This is a genomic window from Citrobacter telavivensis, from assembly GCF_041807075.1.
Lineage (GTDB): Bacteria > Pseudomonadota > Gammaproteobacteria > Enterobacterales > Enterobacteriaceae > Citrobacter_A > Citrobacter_A telavivensis.
In genome coordinates, this window is the sequence record NZ_JBGUBF010000002.1 from 681,156 (window position 1) to 700,240 (window position 19,085).

Sequence of the window (19,085 nt, forward strand, 5' to 3'; positions counted from 1 at the left end):
GAAAGAATGTGCTGACGATCAACTCATGGAGAGCGATACGTAAATTGTGTGACGGAGCGCGTCTGGCGCTTCCTTGTATGGCGGGGGATGCTTTACCATACTTCTCTCTGGCTGAATCTGTTTAATGGATGTCTCATGTTCAAGCGTCGTTATGTAGCATTACTTCCCCTGTTTGTGTTACTTGCTGCCTGTAGTAGCAAACCGAAACCTCAAGAACCTCAAACGACAACGGGGACGCCTTCCGGCGGTTTCCTGCTTGAGCCCCAGCACAACGTTATGCAGATGGGCGGTGATTTTGCCAACAACCCAAATGCGCAGCAGTTCATCGATAAGATGGTGAACAAGCACGGTTTCAATCGTCAGCAGTTGCAGGAGATTTTGTCGCAGGCGAAGCGTCTGGATTACGTTTTACGTCTGATGGACAGGCAGGCGCCCACCACGCAGCCGCCAGCGGGGCCTAACGGCGCATGGCTGCGCTACCGCAAACAGTTCATCACGCCAGATAACGTGCAAAACGGCGTGGCGTTCTGGAATCAATATGAAGACGCGCTGAACCGCGCCTGGCAGGTTTATGGCGTTCCGCCGGAGATCGTCGTGGGCATTATCGGCGTGGAAACTCGCTGGGGTCGCGTGATGGGAAAAACGCGCATTCTGGATGCGCTGGCGACGCTGTCGTTTAACTATCCACGTCGTGCGGAGTACTTCTCTGGCGAACTGGAGACGTTCCTGCTGATGGCGCGTAACGAACAGGACGATCCGTTAGATCTGAAAGGTTCCTTTGCTGGCGCGATGGGGTACGGACAGTTCATGCCGTCGTCCTATAAAGAGTACGCGGTGGATTTCAATGGCGACGGCCACATCAACCTGTGGGATCCGGTCGATGCCATCGGCAGCGTGGCGAATTACTTCAAAGCACACGGTTGGGTGAAGGACGACACGGTGGCGGTGATGGTGAACGGTCAGGCACCGGGACTGGCGAATGGTTTTAAAACACAGTACAGTCCTTCTCAACTGGCGGCAGCCGGATTAACGCCGCAACAACCGCTGGGCAACCATCAGCAGGTGAGCCTGTTGCGCCTGGATATCGGCACCGGTTACCAGTACTGGTACGGCCTGCCGAACTTCTATGCCATTACCCGCTACAACCACAGCACCCATTATGCGATGGCGGTGTGGCAGTTGGGTCAGGCGGTGGCGCTGGCGCGCGTGCAGTAATCTGCGCTTACAGAGGGGAGCACGGGCTTCCCTCTGCTGGTACTATCACTGTTTTTTCGACCGATTCTCTGCACGCAGCAGGGATATCTTCTTTGATATTGTCAGGCTGTAGCCAAGGCATCCCAGGCCTAAGATAATTTGGCCGCCATCATAAGGTTCAATATATCCGGCCGATATAATGTTCAGCGCCCCCATCACTAAAGAACATACGCCGCCAATGATGAGCCATAACCGTAGTTGATGGTGTTGTTTCAACTGTTGCTGAAGGGGAACTTCCTTTTTGCCTAATGACATCATGTACTCTCTTCATCCATGCAAAATTGAACTTCACTCTATCGTTTTTAAGCACGGGTTTACCTGCATAAGTGAGAGGCTGGAGTTTTTTCGGAATACGACTCGTAAAATGGTTACTCCATCCCCATCTCTGTCGGGAAAGTGCTATCTTGTCCGGCATATTTTTTAACTGACAGAGGCTGATATGACTGACAGTGAACTGATGCAGTTAAGTGAACAGGTTGGGCTGGCGCTGAAAGCGCGCGGTGCGACCGTGACCACCGCAGAGTCCTGCACCGGCGGTTGGGTGGCGAAAGCCATTACCGACATTGCCGGCAGCTCCGCCTGGTTCGATCGCGGTTTTGTCACGTACAGTAACGAAGCGAAATCGCAGATGATAGGCGTGCGTGAAGAGACGCTGGTACAGCATGGCGCGGTCAGTGAGCCGGTGGTGGTTGAGATGGCGATTGGCGCACTGAAAGCGGCACGCGCTGATTTTGCCGTTTCCATCAGCGGGATTGCCGGGCCGGATGGCGGCAGCGAAGAGAAACCGGTCGGCACGGTCTGGTTCGCCTTCGCGAGCGTGCGCGGAGAAGGGATTACCCGTCGGGAATGCTTTAGCGGCGACCGTGATGCGGTGCGTCGACAAGCCACGGTTTATGCGTTGCAAACCCTGTGGCAACAATTTCTACAAAACACTTGATACTGTATGACCATACAGTATAATTGCGACAACAGTACAGAATCACTATCCGGCTTCAGCTGGCATGACAGGAGTAATTAATGGCTATCGACGAAAACAAACAGAAAGCGTTGGCGGCAGCGCTGGGCCAGATCGAAAAGCAATTCGGTAAAGGCTCCATCATGCGCCTGGGTGAAGACCGTTCTATGGACGTGGAAACCATCTCCACCGGTTCGCTTTCACTGGATATTGCGCTGGGCGCAGGCGGTCTGCCGATGGGCCGTATCGTCGAAATCTACGGGCCGGAGTCTTCCGGTAAAACTACGCTGACGCTGCAGGTGATTGCCGCTGCGCAGCGCGAAGGTAAAACCTGTGCGTTTATCGATGCAGAACATGCGCTGGATCCTATCTATGCGCGTAAGCTGGGTGTTGATATCGACAATCTGCTCTGTTCTCAGCCGGACACCGGTGAACAGGCGCTGGAAATCTGTGATGCGCTGGCACGTTCTGGTGCCGTTGACGTTATCGTTGTCGACTCCGTGGCGGCGTTGACGCCGAAAGCGGAAATCGAAGGCGAAATCGGTGACTCTCATATGGGTCTCGCAGCACGTATGATGAGCCAGGCGATGCGTAAACTGGCCGGTAACCTGAAGCAGTCCAACACGCTGCTGATCTTCATCAACCAGATCCGTATGAAAATTGGTGTGATGTTCGGTAACCCGGAAACCACTACCGGTGGTAACGCACTGAAATTCTACGCGTCTGTTCGTCTGGACATCCGCCGTATCGGCGCGGTGAAAGAGGGCGATAACGTGGTGGGCAGCGAAACCCGCGTGAAGGTGGTGAAAAACAAAATCGCAGCACCGTTTAAACAGGCTGAATTCCAGATCCTTTACGGTGAAGGTATCAACTTCTATGGCGAACTGGTTGACCTGGGCGTGAAAGAGAAGCTGATCGAGAAAGCGGGTGCATGGTACAGCTACAACGGTGAGAAAATTGGTCAGGGTAAAGCGAATGCAACTGCCTGGCTGAAAGACAACCCGGCTACCGCGAAGGAAATTGAGAAGAAAGTTCGTGAAATGCTGCTCAATAACCAGGATGACAAACCCGCTTTCACCGTTGATGATGGTGAAGGCGTTGCGGAAACCAACGAAGATTTTTAATCGTCAGGTGTCCCCCGTGCGGATAACGCAAAACTGCCATCCGGCAAAAAGTTGAATTACACTCAAGGGCTGCATTGATGCGGCCCTTTTTGCATTTCTGATTTCGAAGGTTGTTATGAGTGAACCCACACCGCGCCGACCTGCGTATTCCCGGCTGTTAGATCGCGCAGTACGTATCCTCGCGGTTCGCGATCACAGCGAACAAGAGTTACGACGTAAGCTTGCCGCCCCGGTGATGGGGAAAAACGGGCCGGAAGAGATTGATGCCACGGCAGAAGATTATGACCGGGTGATCGCCTGGTGCTACGAGCATCATTATCTTGATGATGACAGATTTATCTCCCGTTTTATCGCCAGTCGCAGCCGTAAGGGGTATGGTCCGGCGCGCATCCGACAGGAGTTGAATCAAAAGGGGATTGCCCGTGAATCGACTGAAAAAGCGATGCGGGAATGTGACGTTGACTGGTGCGCCCTCGCGCGTGACCAGGCGACTCGCAAATACGGTGAACCGCTGCCAGGCGCATTTTCGGAAAAGGTTAAGATACAGCGGTTTTTGCTTTATCGCGGGTATCTGATGGAGGATATTCAGGAAATATGGCGAAATTTTGACGATTGAGCGCATACGGGATTTTACTTCCCCGTAAAGAAAACTTATCTTATTCCCACTTTTTCCGTTCGGGTGATGGTTGTCATATGACGACCTGCGTCCGTAACGAATATTCCTTAAATACACAAAATCATTCAAGCTGCATCAAGGCGGTAAGTGAGTGAATCCCCTGGCGCTTACTGGAGTCAGTGACTGGGGAACGATCGCAGCCAACGCAGAGGCGGTTTGAAAGATGAAGTGTAGCTTGATTTCAGGATAATTATGAGCAAGAGCACCGCTGAGATCCGTCAGGCGTTTCTCGACTTTTTCCATAGTAAGGGACATCAGGTAGTTGCCAGCAGCTCCCTGGTTCCGAACAATGACCCCACTTTGTTGTTTACCAACGCCGGGATGAACCAGTTCAAGGACGTTTTCCTTGGGCTCGACAAGCGTAATTATTCCCGCGCAACCACGTCACAGCGCTGCGTGCGCGCGGGTGGTAAGCACAACGATCTGGAAAATGTTGGTTACACTGCACGTCACCATACCTTCTTCGAAATGCTGGGCAACTTCAGCTTCGGCGACTATTTCAAACATGACGCCATTCAATACGCGTGGGAACTGCTGACCGGTGAGAACTGGTTTGCCCTGCCGAAAGAGCGTCTGTGGGTGACCGTCTATGAAACAGACGATGAAGCCTATGAAATCTGGGAAAAAGAAGTGGGTATCCCTCGCGAGCGCATTATCCGCATCGGCGATAACAAAGGTGCGGCCTATGCGTCGGACAACTTCTGGCAGATGGGCGATACCGGTCCATGCGGTCCGTGCACCGAGATTTTCTACGATCATGGCGATCACATCTGGGGTGGTCCTCCGGGAAGCCCGGAAGAAGACGGCGATCGCTACATTGAGATCTGGAATATCGTCTTTATGCAGTTCAACCGTCAGGCTGACGGTACGATGGAGCCGCTGCCGAAGCCTTCCGTCGATACCGGTATGGGGCTGGAACGTATTGCGGCTGTGCTGCAACACGTCAACTCCAACTACGAAATTGACCTGTTCCGTACGCTGATTGAAGCGGTAGCGAAAGTGACCGGTGCGACCGATCTGAGCAACAAGTCGCTGCGTGTGATTGCGGACCACATTCGTTCCTGTGCGTTCCTGATTGCCGATGGCGTGGTTCCGTCGAACGAAAACCGGGGCTATGTCCTGCGTCGCATCATTCGTCGCGCGGTACGTCATGGCAACATGCTGGGCGCGAAAGAGACCTTCTTCTACAAACTGGTGGGTCCACTGGTTGACGTCATGGGATCGGCGGGCGAAGAACTGAAGCGTCAGCAGGCTCAGGTTGAGCAAGTACTGAAAACTGAAGAAGAGCAGTTTGCCCGTACGCTGGAGCGTGGCCTGGCACTGCTGGATGAAGAACTGGCGAAACTGTCAGGTGATACGCTGGACGGCGAAACGGCATTCCGTCTGTACGATACCTACGGTTTCCCGGTTGACCTGACGGCGGACGTTTGCCGCGAGCGCAACATCAAAGTGGATGAAGACGGCTTTGAAGCCGCCATGGAAGAGCAGCGCCGTCGCGCCCGTGAGGCCAGCGGTTTTGGCGCGGACTATAACGCGATGATCCGCGTTGATAGCGCCTCTGAATTTAAAGGTTACGACCATCTGGAACTGAATGGCAAAGTGACCGCGCTGTTCGTCGATGGTAAAGCGGTGGATGCCATTAGTGCCGGTCAGGAAGCCGTTGTCGTACTGGATCAGACCCCATTCTATGCGGAATCCGGTGGTCAGGTTGGCGATAAAGGTGAACTGAAAGGCGCGGGCTTTACCTTTGCCGTAAGCGATACGCAAAAATATGGCCAGGCGATTGGTCACCTCGGCAAACTGTCTGCGGGCTCTCTGAAAGTGGGCGACGCGGTTCAGGCTGACGTAGATGAAGCGCGTCGTGCGCGTATTCGTCTGAACCACTCCGCCACGCACCTGATGCATGCGGCGCTACGCCAGATTCTGGGCACGCACGTGGCGCAGAAAGGCTCGCTGGTCAACGACAAAGTACTGCGTTTCGACTTCTCACATAATGAAGCGATGAAACCTGCGGAAATCCGTGCGGTTGAAGACCTGGTAAATGCGCAAATTCGTCGCAACCTGCCGGTTGAAACCAACGTGATGGATTTGGAAGCGGCGAAAGCAAAAGGCGCAATGGCGCTGTTCGGCGAGAAATATGACGAACGCGTTCGTGTACTGAGCATGGGTGATTTCTCTACCGAACTGTGTGGCGGGACTCACGCCAGCCGTACGGGGGATATCGGTCTGTTCCGTATCATCTCCGAGTCCGGGACGGCGGCAGGGGTTCGTCGTATTGAAGCGGTAACGGGTGAGGGCGCTATTGCGACTGTGCATGCAGAAAGCGATCGCTTAACCGATATCGCACAGCTGTTGAAGGGCGATAGCCAGAACCTGGGCGACAAAGTACGTTCAGTACTGGAACGTACTCGTCAGCTCGAGAAAGAGCTTCAGCAGTTGAAAGAACAGGCTGCCGCGCAGGAAAGTGCAAATCTTTCCAGCAAAGCGGTTGATATCAATGGCGTTAAGCTGTTGGTGAGTGAGCTTGCAGGTGTTGAGCCGAAAATGTTACGTACCATGGTTGATGATCTGAAAAATCAACTGGGGTCGACAATTATCGTGCTGGCAACGGCAGCTGAAGGTAAGGTTTCTCTGATTGCGGGCGTGTCTAAGGACGTGACCGATCGTGTCAAAGCAGGGGAACTGGTCGGTATGGTCGCTCAGCAGGTGGGCGGTAAGGGTGGTGGTCGTCCGGACATGGCGCAAGCCGGTGGTACGGATGCGTCTGCTCTGCCTGCGGCGTTAGCCAGTGTGCAAGCCTGGGTCAGCGCAAAACTATAAAATAGTTACACAAAATCATTCAAGCTGCGTCAGGGCGGAAAGCGAATAAACCCCCGGAAGTGAACAGGTAGTTCGTGACCGGGGGAATGTGCGTAGCCAATGCTGAGACAGCCTGAAGGATGAAGTGTGTAAGCGTTAGCCGATGCCGTGGATAAGCATTCCGCGGCGTTTGCATCAACGTTGTCGACAACGATAAAGTCAGGTTGAAGTTGTGTATATCGGCTAAACTTAGGTTTAACAGAATGTGATGCCGTGACTGCTTACATGTAATGTGTTTGTCATCGCTTACTTTTTGGCGTTATATGATGGATAATGCCGGGATACAGAGAGACCCGACTCTTTTAATCTTTCAAGGAGCAAAGAATGCTGATTCTGACTCGTCGAGTTGGTGAGACCCTCATGATTGGAGATGAGGTCACCGTGACAGTTTTAGGGGTGAAGGGCAACCAGGTACGCATCGGCGTAAACGCCCCGAAAGAAGTTTCTGTCCATCGTGAAGAGATCTACCAGCGTATCCAGGCTGAAAAATCCCAGCAGTCCAGTTACTAAGGTTTCCGCGTCTCACCTGACCGGGTGAGGCGCAACCTGACGTCTTCGTAAATCCCTCTCTTTTTCGTTATGTTGTGACTCTTTTTCCCGTTCCGCGTCACTCTCCTGCAGTCGTAGGGCTTTTTCATTGTGGTAGTCAGTAGCCCCAGAGACCAATTTATCTGTTGATAAAACACTCTTTTTGCCGTTTTTGCAGACTAATTGAACGTGAAGTGTGCAAACGATAAAAGCTCAGGAAAAATTGTTTGACTTATAAGTCCCAGAAAGTAATATGTGCGCCACGCAGCGACGATGAGCAGAAACAAGTTCTTCGAAGCACTCGTAAGAGGCGTGTGGTGAGGTGGCCGAGAGGCTGAAGGCGCTCCCCTGCTAAGGGAGTATGCGGTCAAAAGCTGCATCCGGGGTTCGAATCCCCGCCTCACCGCCATTTGCATCCGTAGCTCAGCTGGATAGAGTACTCGGCTACGAACCGAGCGGTCGGAGGTTCGAATCCTCCCGGATGCACCATCTCTTACTTGATACGGCTTTAGTCGCGGTATCAAAATCTGCAGTAAAGTAAGTTTCCCGATGCATCCGTAGCTCAGCTGGATAGAGTACTCGGCTACGAACCGAGCGGTCGGAGGTTCGAATCCTCCCGGATGCACCATCTCTTACTTGATACCGCTTTTATGCAGTATCAATATCGGCAGTAAAATACGTTTTCCGATGCATCCGTAGCTCAGCTGGATAGAGTACTCGGCTACGAACCGAGCGGTCGGAGGTTCGAATCCTCCCGGATGCACCATCTCTTGCTTGATACCGATTTTATGCAGTATCAACATCGGCAGTAAAATACATTTCCCGATGCATCCGTAGCTCAGCTGGATAGAGTACTCGGCTACGAACCGAGCGGTCGGAGGTTCGAATCCTCCCGGATGCACCATTTTCTCCCGGATAACAGCTCGTTCGTTGTTTCATGGTCTGCGAGAGTATCGCAAGCACCAGGGGGATAACGTTGCCCCAGCAACGGCCCGAAGGGCGAGGCTTTGCCGAGTCATCCTCCCGGATGCACCATCTTCTCTCTTTATCCCCTCTGCATTAACACCCTGAACAATCCTCAGCATCGTCGTCAGCGACAAAATCCAGCAATTACGATAAAGTAACGTCTGTTTATTTGCCGGGTGAGAGTGCTATGTACGAACGTTATGCGGGTCTGATTTTCGATATGGATGGTACCCTTCTGGATACTGAACCGACGCACCGTAAGGCGTGGGTTGAAGTATTAGGTCGTTACGGTATGCACTTTGATCTTCAGGCGATGATTGCCCTTAACGGCTCAGCCACATGGCGCATTGCGCAGTCCATCATTGAGCTGAATCATGCGGATCTCGATCCCCACGCGTTAGCCCGTGAAAAAACCGACGCGGTAAAAATCATGCTTCTCGACAGCGTCGAGCCGCTGCCGCTGATTGAGGTGGTGAAAGCGTGGCATGGTCGTCGCCCGATGTCCGTCGGAACCGGCAGCGAAAGCGCGATCGCAGAGGCGCTGCTGGCCCATCTGGGGCTACGTCGCTATTTTGATGCCGTCGTTGCCGCCGATCATGTTCAGCACCATAAACCTGCGCCAGATACTTTCCTGCTCTGTGCAGAACGTATGGGTGTGCCCCCGGCGCAGTGCGTGGTATTCGAAGATGCTGATTTTGGTATCCAGGCCGCACGCGCCGCCGGAATGGATGCGGTGGACGTTCGACACTTGTGAGTGACGGACTGTCGCTCCTTTCATTGTTCGCCAGCAGTTTTCTCAGCGCTACGCTGTTGCCCGGCAACTCGGAAATCGTTTTGGTTGCCATGTTACTGGCCGGGCTCAGTCATCCCTGGGTCTTAGTCTTAACAGCAACAATGGGTAATAGCCTTGGAGGGTTAACTAACGTTATCCTTGGGCGTTTCTTTCCGCTGCGCAAGACATCGCGCTGGCAGGAGAAAGCCGCAGGCTGGCTTAAACGCTATGGTGCGGTCACACTATTATTAAGCTGGATGCCGGTTGTGGGTGATTTACTGTGCCTGTTAGCGGGATGGATGCGCCTCTCGTGGGGGCCGGTACTCTTTTTTTTATGCCTTGGTAAAGCGCTGCGCTATATTGTTGTCGCGGCGGCTACCGTTCAGGGCATTACCTGGTGGCACTAATTGTGCCTGGGGATTAGCCTTTAGGGTAACCACTACAATTATGCTAATTAATACGATTTTGACAGGCGGGAGGTCGATTTGATCCCGGACGTATCACAGGCACTGGCCTGGCTGGAAAAGCATCCTCAGGCATTACAGGGGATTCAGCGCGGGCTGGAGCGCGAAACATTGCGCGTGAATGCGGATGGCACGTTGGCGACAACGGGGCATCCTGAAGCGTTAGGCTCAGCGCTGACGCATAAATGGATAACCACGGATTTCGCTGAAGCGCTGCTGGAGTTTATTACGCCAGTAGACGGCGATATCCAGCATATGCTGACCTTCATGCGTGACCTGCATCGTTATACTGCCAGAAATATGGGCGATGAACGTATGTGGCCGCTGAGTATGCCTTGCTATATTGCTGAAGGCCAGGACATTGAACTGGCGCAATACGGCACCTCGAATATTGGTCGCATGAAAACGCTGTACCGTGAAGGGTTGAAAAACCGTTACGGTGCGCTAATGCAAACCATCTCCGGCGTACACTATAACTTCTCGCTGCCGATGGCATTCTGGCAGGCGAAGTGCGGCATTGTGGAAGGCGAAGAGGCAAAAGAGAAAATCTCTGCCGGCTATTTCCGCCTGATCCGCAACTATTACCGCTTCGGTTGGGTCATTCCTTATTTGTTTGGCGCGTCCCCGGCGATTTGCTCTTCCTTCCTGCAGGGTAAACCGACCACGCTGCCATTTGAGAAAACCGACTGTGGGATGTACTACCTGCCCTACGCGACCTCGTTGCGTCTGAGCGATCTGGGTTATACCAATAAGTCGCAAAGCAATCTCGGTATTACGTTTAACGATCTCTACGAATATGTGGCAGGATTGAAGCGGGCGATTAAAACGCCTTCTGAAGAGTATGCGGCGGTCGGGCTGGAAAAAGACGGTAAGCGTTTGCAAATCAACAGCAACGTGCTGCAGATTGAAAATGAACTGTACGCGCCAATTCGTCCGAAACGCGTTACGCGTAGCGGTGAGTCGCCTTCAGATGCGCTTCTGCGCGGCGGTATCGAGTACATCGAAGTCCGCTCGCTGGATATCAACCCGTTCTCGCCAATCGGCGTGGACGAGCAGCAGGTGCGCTTCCTTGACCTGTTTATGGTCTGGTGCGTGCTGGCCGATGCGCCGGAAATGAGCAGCAGCGAGCTATTGTGTACGCGTACCAACTGGAATCGAGTGATTCTGGAAGGGCGTAAGCCGGGTCTGACGTTAGGCATCGGTTGTGAAACCGCGCAGTTCCCGTTGCCTGAAGTGGGCAAAGATTTGTTCCGCGATCTGAAACGCGTGGCGCAAACGCTGGACAGCATCCACGGGGGAGAGGATTATCAGAAAGTCTGCGACGAACTGGTCGCCTGTTTTGATAATCCGGAATTGACGTTCTCTGCACGTATTCTGCGGTCTATGCTTGATACAGGCATTGGCGGTACGGGCAAGGCGCTGGGCGAAGCTTATCGCAATCTGTTGCGTGAAGAGCCGCTGGAAATATTGCAGGAAGAAGACTTTGTGGCTGAACGTGACGCTTCAAAACGTCGCCAGCGTGAGGTTGAAGCGGCAGATACCGAGCCGTTTGACCGCTGGCTGGAAAAACAGGCCTGACAGAAAAGAAAAAGGCCACTCGTGAGTGGCCAAAATTTCATCTCTGAAAACAGGGATGATGATAACAAATGCGCGTCTTTCATATACTCAGACTCGCACCGGAACGAAGAGTTCAGTTTATTTTAAAAAAATTATCGGAGGTGGCTAAATGCCGTTGTTAGATAGCTTCACTGTCGATCATACCCGGATGGAAGCACCTGCAGTGCGCGTGGCGAAAACGATGAACACCCCGCATGGCGACGCCATTACCGTGTTTGATCTGCGTTTCTGCATTCCAAACAAAGAAGTGATGCCGGAAAAAGGGATTCACACGCTGGAGCATCTGTTTGCAGGCTTTATGCGTAATCACCTCAACGGCAATGGTGTCGAGATTATCGATATCTCCCCGATGGGCTGCCGTACCGGTTTCTATATGAGCCTGATTGGGACGCCTGACGAGCAGCGCGTAGCCGATGCCTGGAAAGCGGCGATGGCCGACGTGCTAAAAGTTCAGGACCAGAACCAGATCCCGGAACTGAACGTCTACCAGTGCGGCACGTATCAGATGCACTCACTGAGCGAAGCACAGGACATTGCGCGTCATATCCTGGAACACGACGTTCGCGTCAACAGCAATGAAGAGCTGGCGCTGCCGAAAGAGAAGTTGCAGGAACTGCACATCTAGTTGTGTGATGACTGACAAAAAAAGCCCGTTCAACTGAACGGGCTTTTTTATCACTATTACCTAGTGCGCGCCACCGCCGCCACCGCCCGCACCAAACGGGGGTTTAGCGAACCAGACCAGACCGAGCAGTACGAGGAAGATCCCCGCCGACATCCAGAAGATCTCGTTAGCCGAAATAATCAGCCCCTGATTGGTGATCTGCTGAGCTATCCAGCCTGACGCCTGCTGCTGCGTCATGCCCAGTCCCTGTAGCTGATCGTACATTGCCTGCGCGTTCGGGTTATACGGATTCACCGACTCGGTTAACTGCGCGTGGTGCATCGACTCCCGGTTGGTCCACATGGTGGTCGTAATCGATGTCCCGATTGACCCCGCCAGCGTTCGCGTAAAGTTAGACAAACTCGATGCTGCCGCCAGGCGTTCTGGCGGTAAGCCAGACAGCGTGATGGTCGTCAGCGGCATAAAGAAGCACGCCACCGCGAAACCCTGAATAAACTGCGGCCAGGCAGACGCGCCGAAGTCCATTCCCGGTTCAAACGTCCACGCACGCCAGTAAAAGCAGACGGCGTACATAATAAAGCTGAACGTCACCAGCCTGCGCATATCCAGCTTATGGGCAAAGCGGCCAATAATCGGCGACAGGATCACCGGAATGATCCCCACCGGTGCGGACGCCAGACCTGCCCACGTCGCGGTATAGCCGTAGACCTCCTGCAAGAGCTGCGGCAGCAGAACAATCGCCCCGAAGTACAGCATATAGGCCAGACTGATACACAAACAGCCGATGGTAAAGTTTCGCGACTTAAAGAGCGAGAGATCGACAATGGGGTTGTCGTCGGTGAGCTCCCAGACAATCAGGAAGCTAATGGCGACCACCGCCACCACGGTCAGAATGACGATTTCCTGCGAGGCGAACCAGTCCAGCTCTTTCCCCCGGTCGAGCATAATCTGCAAGCTACCAATACCAATCACCAGCAGCGCCAGCCCGATGGCATCAATCCGTCGCTGTTCGGTACGCGTTTCGCGACCGCGCAGGGTTTGCAGCGTCATCAAAACCACCACAATACCGATTGGCACGTTGATAAAGAAGATCCAGCCCCAGTGATAGTTATCGCTGATATAGCCGCCCAGAATCGGGCCGCAAATCGGCGCGACGATCACCGTCATTGACCACAGCGCCAGCGCAATGGAGCGCTTCGCGGGCGGGTAGTTATTGAGCAGCAGACTTTGCGAAAGCGGGATCAGCGGCCCGGCGACCACCCCCTGAACGACACGGAAGAAGATCAGCATGTTCAGGCTGTTGGAGACACCGCACGCCCATGAGGCAATGGCAAACGCCACCGTTGACCACATGAACAGCTTCACTTCCCCGACGCGCTTTGCCAGCCAACCGGTGATGGGAATCGAGATGGCGTTCGCCACCCCGAAAGAGGTGATCACCCACGTCCCCTGGCTCAGCGATGAGCCCAGGTTCCCGGCGATAGTGGGGATCGCCACGTTAGCAATGGTGGAGTCCAGCACCTGCATGAATGTCGCCAGCGACAGCGCAATCGTCATAATGACGAGCTGCGCGCCCTCCAGCGGTTTTTGCTGTTGCATCACACGCACCTCAGATTAGCCTGCGTTGGCCTGCACAATCTCTTCGATCAGCTTGTTGACCGGGGCAAGGCTGATTTCACGGGCGTTACTCTCAGACACCGGCGTGGTGCGAACCTGGCTGGCCAGCACCTGACCGTCGCGATTCGCGGTATCGACGGTGACGAGCGTCGATAAACCAATCCGCAGCGGATGCTGCGCCAACTGCTGGGCGTCCAGTTCGATACGCACGGGCAGTCGCTGAACCACTTTGATCCAGTTACCGGTCGCGTTCTGTGCGGGCAGCAGAGAGAAGGCGCTGCCGGTCCCCATATCAAGACCCACCACTTTACCGGTGTATTTAACGTCATCGCCGTAGATATCACTGATGACCGTGGCCGGTTGGCCGATACGCATATGGGCAAGCTGCGTCTCTTTGAAGTTAGCGTCGACCCACAGATTGGTGGCCGGAACCACGGCCATCAGCGGCGTCGTAGGGCTGATCTGTGCGCCAGGCTGCACGGCGCGACGAGAAACGTAGCCGGTCATTGGACTGACGATTTTGGTTCGTTCCAGCGCCAGCCAGGCGTTACGCACTTCGGTGGCGGCCTGTTGGACGGCAGGCTGATCTTCGAGTTTGCTGTCCAGAATCATCGCCTGATTCGCGTTGTATTGCTGAATGGCAACATCAAGCTGTGCCTGCGCGCTGGCCACGGCATCACGCGCGTGTTGCAGTTCTTCGCGGCCGATCAGGTTAGCGTTGCCGAGCGGTACGCGACGGTTAAAATCGCTTTGCGCCTGGGCGAGGGCAGTTTTCTGCACCTCAATGTTCGCCTGCAACTGTTTGCTGTTGATCATTAACTGATGCGTCTGACGAACGCTGGAGGCCAGCGCGGTCTTCGCTTTTTCAAATGCCTGTCTGGCATCCGTCTGATCGAGCGTGACGAGAACGTCACCCTGTTTAACAAAGTCAGTGTTATCCGCCCAGACTTTCGTCACGCTGCCGGATACCTGTGCCATGATTTGAACCTGGTTCCCTGCCACGTACGCATCATCGGTCTCTTCGACATGACGCAGTACCAAAAACCAATAGATCCCATATGCCACGGCAATAATGATAAAGAGCAAGGTCAGGAGGAGTAGCGTACTTTTACGTTTGCTTTTCTTCTTAACCGGTTGCTGCGGGGTTTGAGTCTCCGCATTTGCGCTCATGTTGTTCTCCACGATCTTATTTTTTCGTCGGCTGGGCCGAGCTGTTTACCAGAAAGGCCAGCACGTTCAGGTGCTGGCCAGTCAGTTTTCTTTCTTAATCTGGATTATTGAGCGAGTCGACGCGTTAGCTCAGCGCCTCAAGGATAGCACCATCCTGGTCCATCTGATCGAGACGCGTCAGAAGCTTACGGGTGATGTGCTCAAGCTGGTCTTTTTCTGCGGTACTCAGTGCAGACCAGAGTTGATGCAGGCAGTTATGCTGCGGTGGTAATACCTCGCGCAAAAAAGCATGGCCTTTATCGGTTAACTGCAGATGCAGGCAACGACGATCGTTGTCGCTTTCACGGCGCTCGATCCAACCGCGCTTTTCCAGCTCATCAGCGATACGTGTCGCGTTAGTACGCGATGACCCCAGGGCACAGCTCAGTTCAGAAGGCTGAATGCTGTGGTTTTCCTGAGACTCCAGCGTAATCAACGCCATAAACAACGTCTCGTTAATCCCTTGAGCTTTCAGCATTTTATTGCGATTATCCAGCAGCTTTCCTTGCATATGCATGCAAAGACGAGTCAGCAGAATTTCCTGATAAGGAAAATCCTCGTGGCGGCTGGCGCGAAATTTTAGCATTTGTTCAATGGGCGTAAACGAACTATCCATTTGGGCATGACCTCATTAATTTCAGCCGATATAGTAACGACAGTGACAAATAAAGTAAATGTATTATTAAATTAAAATGATTCTTGTATCCTATAAAACCGCCAGCATTTTCCACGCTAATCCATAGGCCAGAGCACTTAATAGCGTGGGAACAATGATGCTGCGCGTTTTATAAAAACTTGCACCCAGTACAGCAAAACCCACGAGCGTCGGCACGAAGCGACTGGCGTCGTGCATTACCTCAGGGGCGGTTGACACAACCAGCAGGGCGCAAATTGATGCTATGCCGATGGTGTCGAGTAGTACGCCGGTTGCGCCTCGCTTGCCCGGACGAGTATTTCCCATCTTCAGACGCAGCGGTAAATAGCGAAACCCATAATTCACACAGCCGACCAGCAACCCGAGTAGCAGTACCTCATAGCGCATCGGGAACCCCTTGCCAGAAAGCCTGGATCAGCGCGGTCAGACAGCCGCACACAATCCCCGCAAGAATCGCGGCGGGGATGGAAAATAGCGTCACGCCCGCCAGTGCGCCAGCGAGTGCGGCGGTCACGCACAGGGACTGTTTACGCTGGAATGACGCCAGCAGAAAACTCATAAACAGCGCGGGCAGCATAAACCCGAGCGCCGCTTCGACCGCCGGGAATCCTTTCAATAAACCGCTGCCGGAAAAGGCGCCGATTACTGTTCCCAGCACCCATGAAGCCCAGGAGCAAAATGCAATGCCGATCATCCAGTTTTCGCTCCAGCGACGGTTATCCCGTACCAGCTTTGCGGTGGCCGCGGCAAAGACTTCGTCAGTGAGGCCAAAAGCCCATAAGGCGGTTTTCGGTTTACTGAGTTTTTGGGCGATACGACTGCGCAGGGAAGGGCCGTATAAGACATGGCGTACATCCATCGCCATGACGGTCAGGGCGGCAACCCATAATGTACTGCCTGCGGCGAGCATGGTTGTGATAACGAACTGGCTGGCACCGGCATAAATAATGCAGGAAAAAAATACGCTTTCAAGCGGGCTAAACCCGAGACGGGTGGCATTGAGACCAAATGCAAAGGCAACAGGAATATAACTGATGACGATGGGTAAACTGTCTTTGAATCCTTCCGCACAGGTCGCCGGAGGGGTATTGGGCAGAGAAGCGGGCCTTTCCATAGAATTTTGCGCGTTATCACCAATGTTAAAATTATCAGGGTTAATAATCCCTATCACCTTAACAGACTGGGGGGCTCCTTAACACCCTCAGGAGCCCAAACGAGCGCAAACGCTTGCTGAGCGTTTAAATAGCGGCTTCTTGTCGGTGAAATCCTCGCCACCAGACCAGTAGGTTCAGTACGGCAACGGTCGACCCCGCCAGACAAACGCCCAGCCATCCGGCATGCTGCCAGGCCGAGGCGGAGATTAACGACCCTGCGGCCCCGCCGATAAAGTAACTGGTCATATACCCTGCGGTCAGGCGGTTTCGCGCCTGCGGATAAAGACGATAAATCACCGTCTGGTTAGTGATGTGAACCCCCTGAACGGTAAGGTCCAGTACCAGGATCCCGACAATCAGCGCCAGTACCGAGGCGTGTCCCAACCAGATAGCTAACCAGGAGAGCAGCAGTAGCAGCAGGCCCCAGGTCGTGGTGAGATGAGAATGCCCCTTATCCGCAAGACCGCCAGCCGGACGTGCGCCGAGCGCGCCAGCGGCACCCGCCAGCCCAAACAGGCCAATCATCCCTTCGGAATAGTTAAACGGCGGGGCGGCGAGTAAAAAGGCCATTGAGGTCCAGAGAATGCTGAAGTTGGCGAAGGTCAGGCAGCCCAGTAGCGCACGTGTGCGCAGCAGTTTATCGCGGGTAAACAGACTGAATACGGAACCCAGCAGTTGCGGGTAGTTCAGATGGGTGTCGGACTTCACCTTTGGCAAGCCGCGCCACAGGGCGACAGCCATCAGCGCCATCAATATGGAGGCAACCCAAAAGACGGTACGCCAGCCGCCGAGATTCGCCAGCAGGCCCGCCACGGTACGCGCCAGGAGAATGCCCAGCAGCAGTCCGCTCATAATGGTTCCTACCACTTTGCCGCGTTTATCGGGTGTGGCAAGCGTCGCCGCCAGCGGCACCAGTATCTGTGCTACCACGGAAAAGAGCCCGGTCAGCGCCGTGCCGAGGAGCATCATCGCCAGCGACTGACTGCTGGCGGTAATGAGCATCCCGCCCGCCGCCAGCAGCGTCATGGAGACGATCAGCGTCCGGCGTTCAAACATATCGCCAAGTGGAACCAGCAACAGCAAACCGGCGGCGTAGCCCAGTTGCGCTGCGGTGACGATAAACCCGGCCGAGCTGGCGGAAAGCGAGAAGTTGCGTGCGATGGTATCGAGCAGCGGCTGTGCATAGTAGTTGCTGGCGACGGCCAGACCGGTTGCCACAGACATAAGAACGATCAGTGCTGGGCTCAGCCCGTGAGAGGTTTTTGTCATTATGTTCGCAATCGTGAGTCAGGTGATGATTTCTTAGGGAATCAATCATAGCGGACATTTATGAATGCGGGGGATTTGTTGCGTGCCGGATTGTGCGGTCAAGGGGCAGTAGGGAGTAGGGAGTAGGGAGTAGGGAGTAGGGAGTAGAGTAGGCCGGATAAGCGCATCGCGCGCCATCCGGCATTCAGGAGGGGATTACTTCTGCGCAGCCAGCGCGTCGTTCACCCAACCGTCGAACTGCTGCTGGTGGGCTTTGATCCAGCCATCAACGTGACCCTGTACGTCAGCTTCCGACGCTTTACCGTCATGCATCATCGCGTTCTGCGCGTTGATGTCCGCCAGCGGCAGTTTCATGATGGCAAACAGTTTCGCCGCCGCCGGGTTTTTCTCAGCCCAGGCTTTGTTGGCAACGATGTGCATGGTGTTTACCGGGAAACCATAGTTCGCGCCATTCGGCAGTTTGGTATCGATATCTTTCTGTTCGCCCGGCAGCGAGGAGAACGGCACCTGCAACCAGACCACATCTTTGCCCGGCTTCATCACGTCGCTCACCCAGTAAGGCGTCCAGGTGTAATAGAGGATTGGCTTGCCTTCTTTAAAGCGGGTGATGGTATCGGCCATCATCGCTGCATAGTTACCGTGGCTGACGTCGACGGTTTTTTCCAGATCAAACGCTTTGTTCTGGTGGTTAATCACCGCTTCACAACCCCAGCCCGGCGAGCAGCCCATCATATCCGCTTTACCATCGCCATTGGTGTCGAAGATTTTGGCGATTTTGGGGTCTTTCAACTGGGCGATATTGGTGATTTTGTACTGCTCAGCGGTTTTCTTATCGATCAGATAACCTTGCGCGGCGCCGGTGACAAACGTGCCTTCGCGCCAGAACTTTTTGTCCCCGCCTGCCGCAGAATACATATCATCGTGCAGCGGCTGCCAGTTCACGGCGGTAAAGGTGGCATCGCCGGAAGCAATAGAGGTGTAGCCCACGTTATAATCGACTTCGCTCGGTTTGTTGACGGTATAACCCAGTTTCTCCAGTGCGCGGCTCACCAGCAGCGTCTGGAAGGTTTCTTCGGTGATGGTGCTCTGTACCGGTTGGACGGTAATGCCTTTGCCTGGCAGGTCGGCAGCGAAAGCGCTGGTAGAGACAAGGGTGGCAAACGCTGTGGCAATAATCATCTTCTGTCGCATCGTTGTTCCTTATTACACTTCATCCTTCAGATTGCCTCTTTGTTGGCTGCACTCATGCACCCCAGTCACGTACTGCGTGTACGCTCCTGGGGATACCTTCGTTTGCCGCCTCGATGCAACATGAATGATTTTGTGTAAGTTCATGAGTGT

At 54.0% G+C, this 19,085-nt stretch carries 18 protein-coding genes and 5 tRNA genes; 15 read left to right on the forward strand and 8 right to left on the reverse strand.

Annotated elements, in window-relative coordinates:
• The first annotated feature begins 135 nt into the window (after positions 1 to 135).
• Positions 136 to 1,215 (forward strand): lytic murein transglycosylase B, encoded by a 1,080-nt coding sequence (gene mltB, locus ACERJC_RS14275; protein ID WP_373671932.1) that lies wholly within the window; start codon positions 136 to 138, stop codon positions 1,213 to 1,215.
• Between the two features lie 45 nt (positions 1,216 to 1,260).
• Here the strand turns inward: mltB and ACERJC_RS14280 are convergent, their stop codons facing one another.
• Positions 1,261 to 1,512 carry a hypothetical protein gene (locus tag ACERJC_RS14280; protein WP_371305256.1) on the reverse strand — a complete coding sequence of 84 codons (252 nt, stop codon included), beginning with the start codon at positions 1,510 to 1,512 and terminating at the stop codon, positions 1,261 to 1,263.
• Between the two features lie 181 nt (positions 1,513 to 1,693).
• Here ACERJC_RS14280 and pncC point away from each other — a divergent pair, with 181 nt between their 5' ends.
• The 14 genes from pncC to luxS all read left to right on the forward strand — a co-directional run bounded on the left by pncC (position 1,694) and on the right by luxS (position 11,840).
• A complete protein-coding gene (pncC, locus tag ACERJC_RS14285) occupies positions 1,694 to 2,191 on the forward strand; it encodes a nicotinamide-nucleotide amidase (RefSeq protein WP_373671933.1) in 498 nt (165 codons plus the stop codon).
• 80 nt (positions 2,192 to 2,271) lie between these two features.
• Entirely contained in the window at positions 2,272 to 3,333 is a 1,062-nt protein-coding gene (gene recA, locus ACERJC_RS14290; protein ID WP_152402559.1) for a recombinase RecA, read from the forward strand.
• Positions 3,334 to 3,448: 115 nt separating this feature from the next.
• Positions 3,449 to 3,949, forward strand: coding sequence for a recombination regulator RecX (recX, locus tag ACERJC_RS14295; protein ID WP_178824179.1), 501 nt, complete (start codon positions 3,449 to 3,451; stop codon positions 3,947 to 3,949).
• Positions 3,950 to 4,201: 252 nt separating this feature from the next.
• Positions 4,202 to 6,829 (forward strand): alanine--tRNA ligase, encoded by a 2,628-nt coding sequence (alaS, locus tag ACERJC_RS14300; RefSeq protein ID WP_373671934.1) that lies wholly within the window; start codon positions 4,202 to 4,204, stop codon positions 6,827 to 6,829.
• 363 nt (positions 6,830 to 7,192) lie between these two features.
• The gene (csrA, locus tag ACERJC_RS14305) at positions 7,193 to 7,378 is read left to right on the forward strand and encodes a carbon storage regulator CsrA (protein ID WP_000906486.1); all 186 of its coding nucleotides are present in this window, start codon (positions 7,193 to 7,195) and stop codon (positions 7,376 to 7,378) included.
• A gap of 334 nt (positions 7,379 to 7,712) precedes the next feature.
• Positions 7,713 to 7,805: transfer RNA gene (locus ACERJC_RS14310), tRNA-Ser, on the forward strand.
• 3 nt (positions 7,806 to 7,808) lie between these two features.
• Positions 7,809 to 7,885, forward strand: a tRNA-Arg gene (locus tag ACERJC_RS14315).
• A gap of 62 nt (positions 7,886 to 7,947) precedes the next feature.
• A tRNA-Arg gene (locus ACERJC_RS14320) sits at positions 7,948 to 8,024 on the forward strand.
• 61 nt (positions 8,025 to 8,085) lie between these two features.
• Positions 8,086 to 8,162: transfer RNA gene (locus ACERJC_RS14325), tRNA-Arg, on the forward strand.
• A gap of 61 nt (positions 8,163 to 8,223) precedes the next feature.
• Positions 8,224 to 8,300: transfer RNA gene (locus ACERJC_RS14330), tRNA-Arg, on the forward strand.
• A 249-nt stretch (positions 8,301 to 8,549) separates the two neighbouring features.
• On the forward strand, positions 8,550 to 9,116 hold the full coding sequence (yqaB, locus tag ACERJC_RS14335) for a fructose-1-phosphate/6-phosphogluconate phosphatase (RefSeq protein WP_046485594.1): 567 nt from the start codon (positions 8,550 to 8,552) through the stop codon (positions 9,114 to 9,116).
• Positions 9,113 to 9,541 carry a YqaA family protein gene (locus tag ACERJC_RS14340; protein ID WP_152402564.1) on the forward strand — a complete coding sequence of 143 codons (429 nt, stop codon included), beginning with the start codon at positions 9,113 to 9,115 and terminating at the stop codon, positions 9,539 to 9,541. The genes yqaB and ACERJC_RS14340 overlap by 4 nt, the downstream gene beginning before the upstream one ends.
• A 78-nt stretch (positions 9,542 to 9,619) precedes the next feature.
• The gene (gene gshA / locus ACERJC_RS14345; protein ID WP_286632149.1) at positions 9,620 to 11,176 is read left to right on the forward strand and encodes a glutamate--cysteine ligase; all 1,557 of its coding nucleotides are present in this window, start codon (positions 9,620 to 9,622) and stop codon (positions 11,174 to 11,176) included.
• A 148-nt stretch (positions 11,177 to 11,324) separates the two neighbouring features.
• The gene (gene luxS / locus ACERJC_RS14350) at positions 11,325 to 11,840 is read left to right on the forward strand and encodes an S-ribosylhomocysteine lyase (RefSeq protein ID WP_016154160.1); all 516 of its coding nucleotides are present in this window, start codon (positions 11,325 to 11,327) and stop codon (positions 11,838 to 11,840) included.
• Between the two features lie 60 nt (positions 11,841 to 11,900).
• Here the strand turns inward: luxS and emrB are convergent, their stop codons facing one another.
• From emrB to proX, 7 genes are all read right to left on the reverse strand, one after another.
• The gene (emrB, locus tag ACERJC_RS14355) at positions 11,901 to 13,439 is read right to left on the reverse strand and encodes a multidrug efflux MFS transporter permease subunit EmrB (RefSeq protein ID WP_152402568.1); all 1,539 of its coding nucleotides are present in this window, start codon (positions 13,437 to 13,439) and stop codon (positions 11,901 to 11,903) included.
• A 15-nt stretch (positions 13,440 to 13,454) separates the two neighbouring features.
• The gene (gene emrA / locus ACERJC_RS14360; protein WP_042326041.1) at positions 13,455 to 14,627 is read right to left on the reverse strand and encodes a multidrug efflux MFS transporter periplasmic adaptor subunit EmrA; all 1,173 of its coding nucleotides are present in this window, start codon (positions 14,625 to 14,627) and stop codon (positions 13,455 to 13,457) included.
• 124 nt (positions 14,628 to 14,751) lie between these two features.
• Positions 14,752 to 15,282, reverse strand: a complete 531-nt coding sequence (gene mprA, locus ACERJC_RS14365) for a transcriptional repressor MprA (RefSeq protein WP_046485576.1) — start codon at positions 15,280 to 15,282, stop codon at positions 14,752 to 14,754.
• Positions 15,283 to 15,372: 90 nt separating this feature from the next.
• The gene (ygaH, locus tag ACERJC_RS14370; protein ID WP_046485571.1) at positions 15,373 to 15,708 is read right to left on the reverse strand and encodes an L-valine transporter subunit YgaH; all 336 of its coding nucleotides are present in this window, start codon (positions 15,706 to 15,708) and stop codon (positions 15,373 to 15,375) included.
• Positions 15,698 to 16,435 (reverse strand): AzlC family ABC transporter permease, encoded by a 738-nt coding sequence (locus tag ACERJC_RS14375; protein ID WP_152402572.1) that lies wholly within the window; start codon positions 16,433 to 16,435, stop codon positions 15,698 to 15,700. The genes ygaH and ACERJC_RS14375 overlap by 11 nt, the downstream gene beginning before the upstream one ends.
• A gap of 124 nt (positions 16,436 to 16,559) precedes the next feature.
• Positions 16,560 to 17,744, reverse strand: a complete 1,185-nt coding sequence (locus ACERJC_RS14380) for an MFS transporter (protein WP_373671935.1) — start codon at positions 17,742 to 17,744, stop codon at positions 16,560 to 16,562.
• Positions 17,745 to 17,939: 195 nt separating this feature from the next.
• Positions 17,940 to 18,935 (reverse strand): glycine betaine/L-proline ABC transporter substrate-binding protein ProX, encoded by a 996-nt coding sequence (gene proX, locus ACERJC_RS14385; RefSeq protein ID WP_152402576.1) that lies wholly within the window; start codon positions 18,933 to 18,935, stop codon positions 17,940 to 17,942.
• Positions 18,936 to 19,085 lie beyond the last annotated feature (150 nt).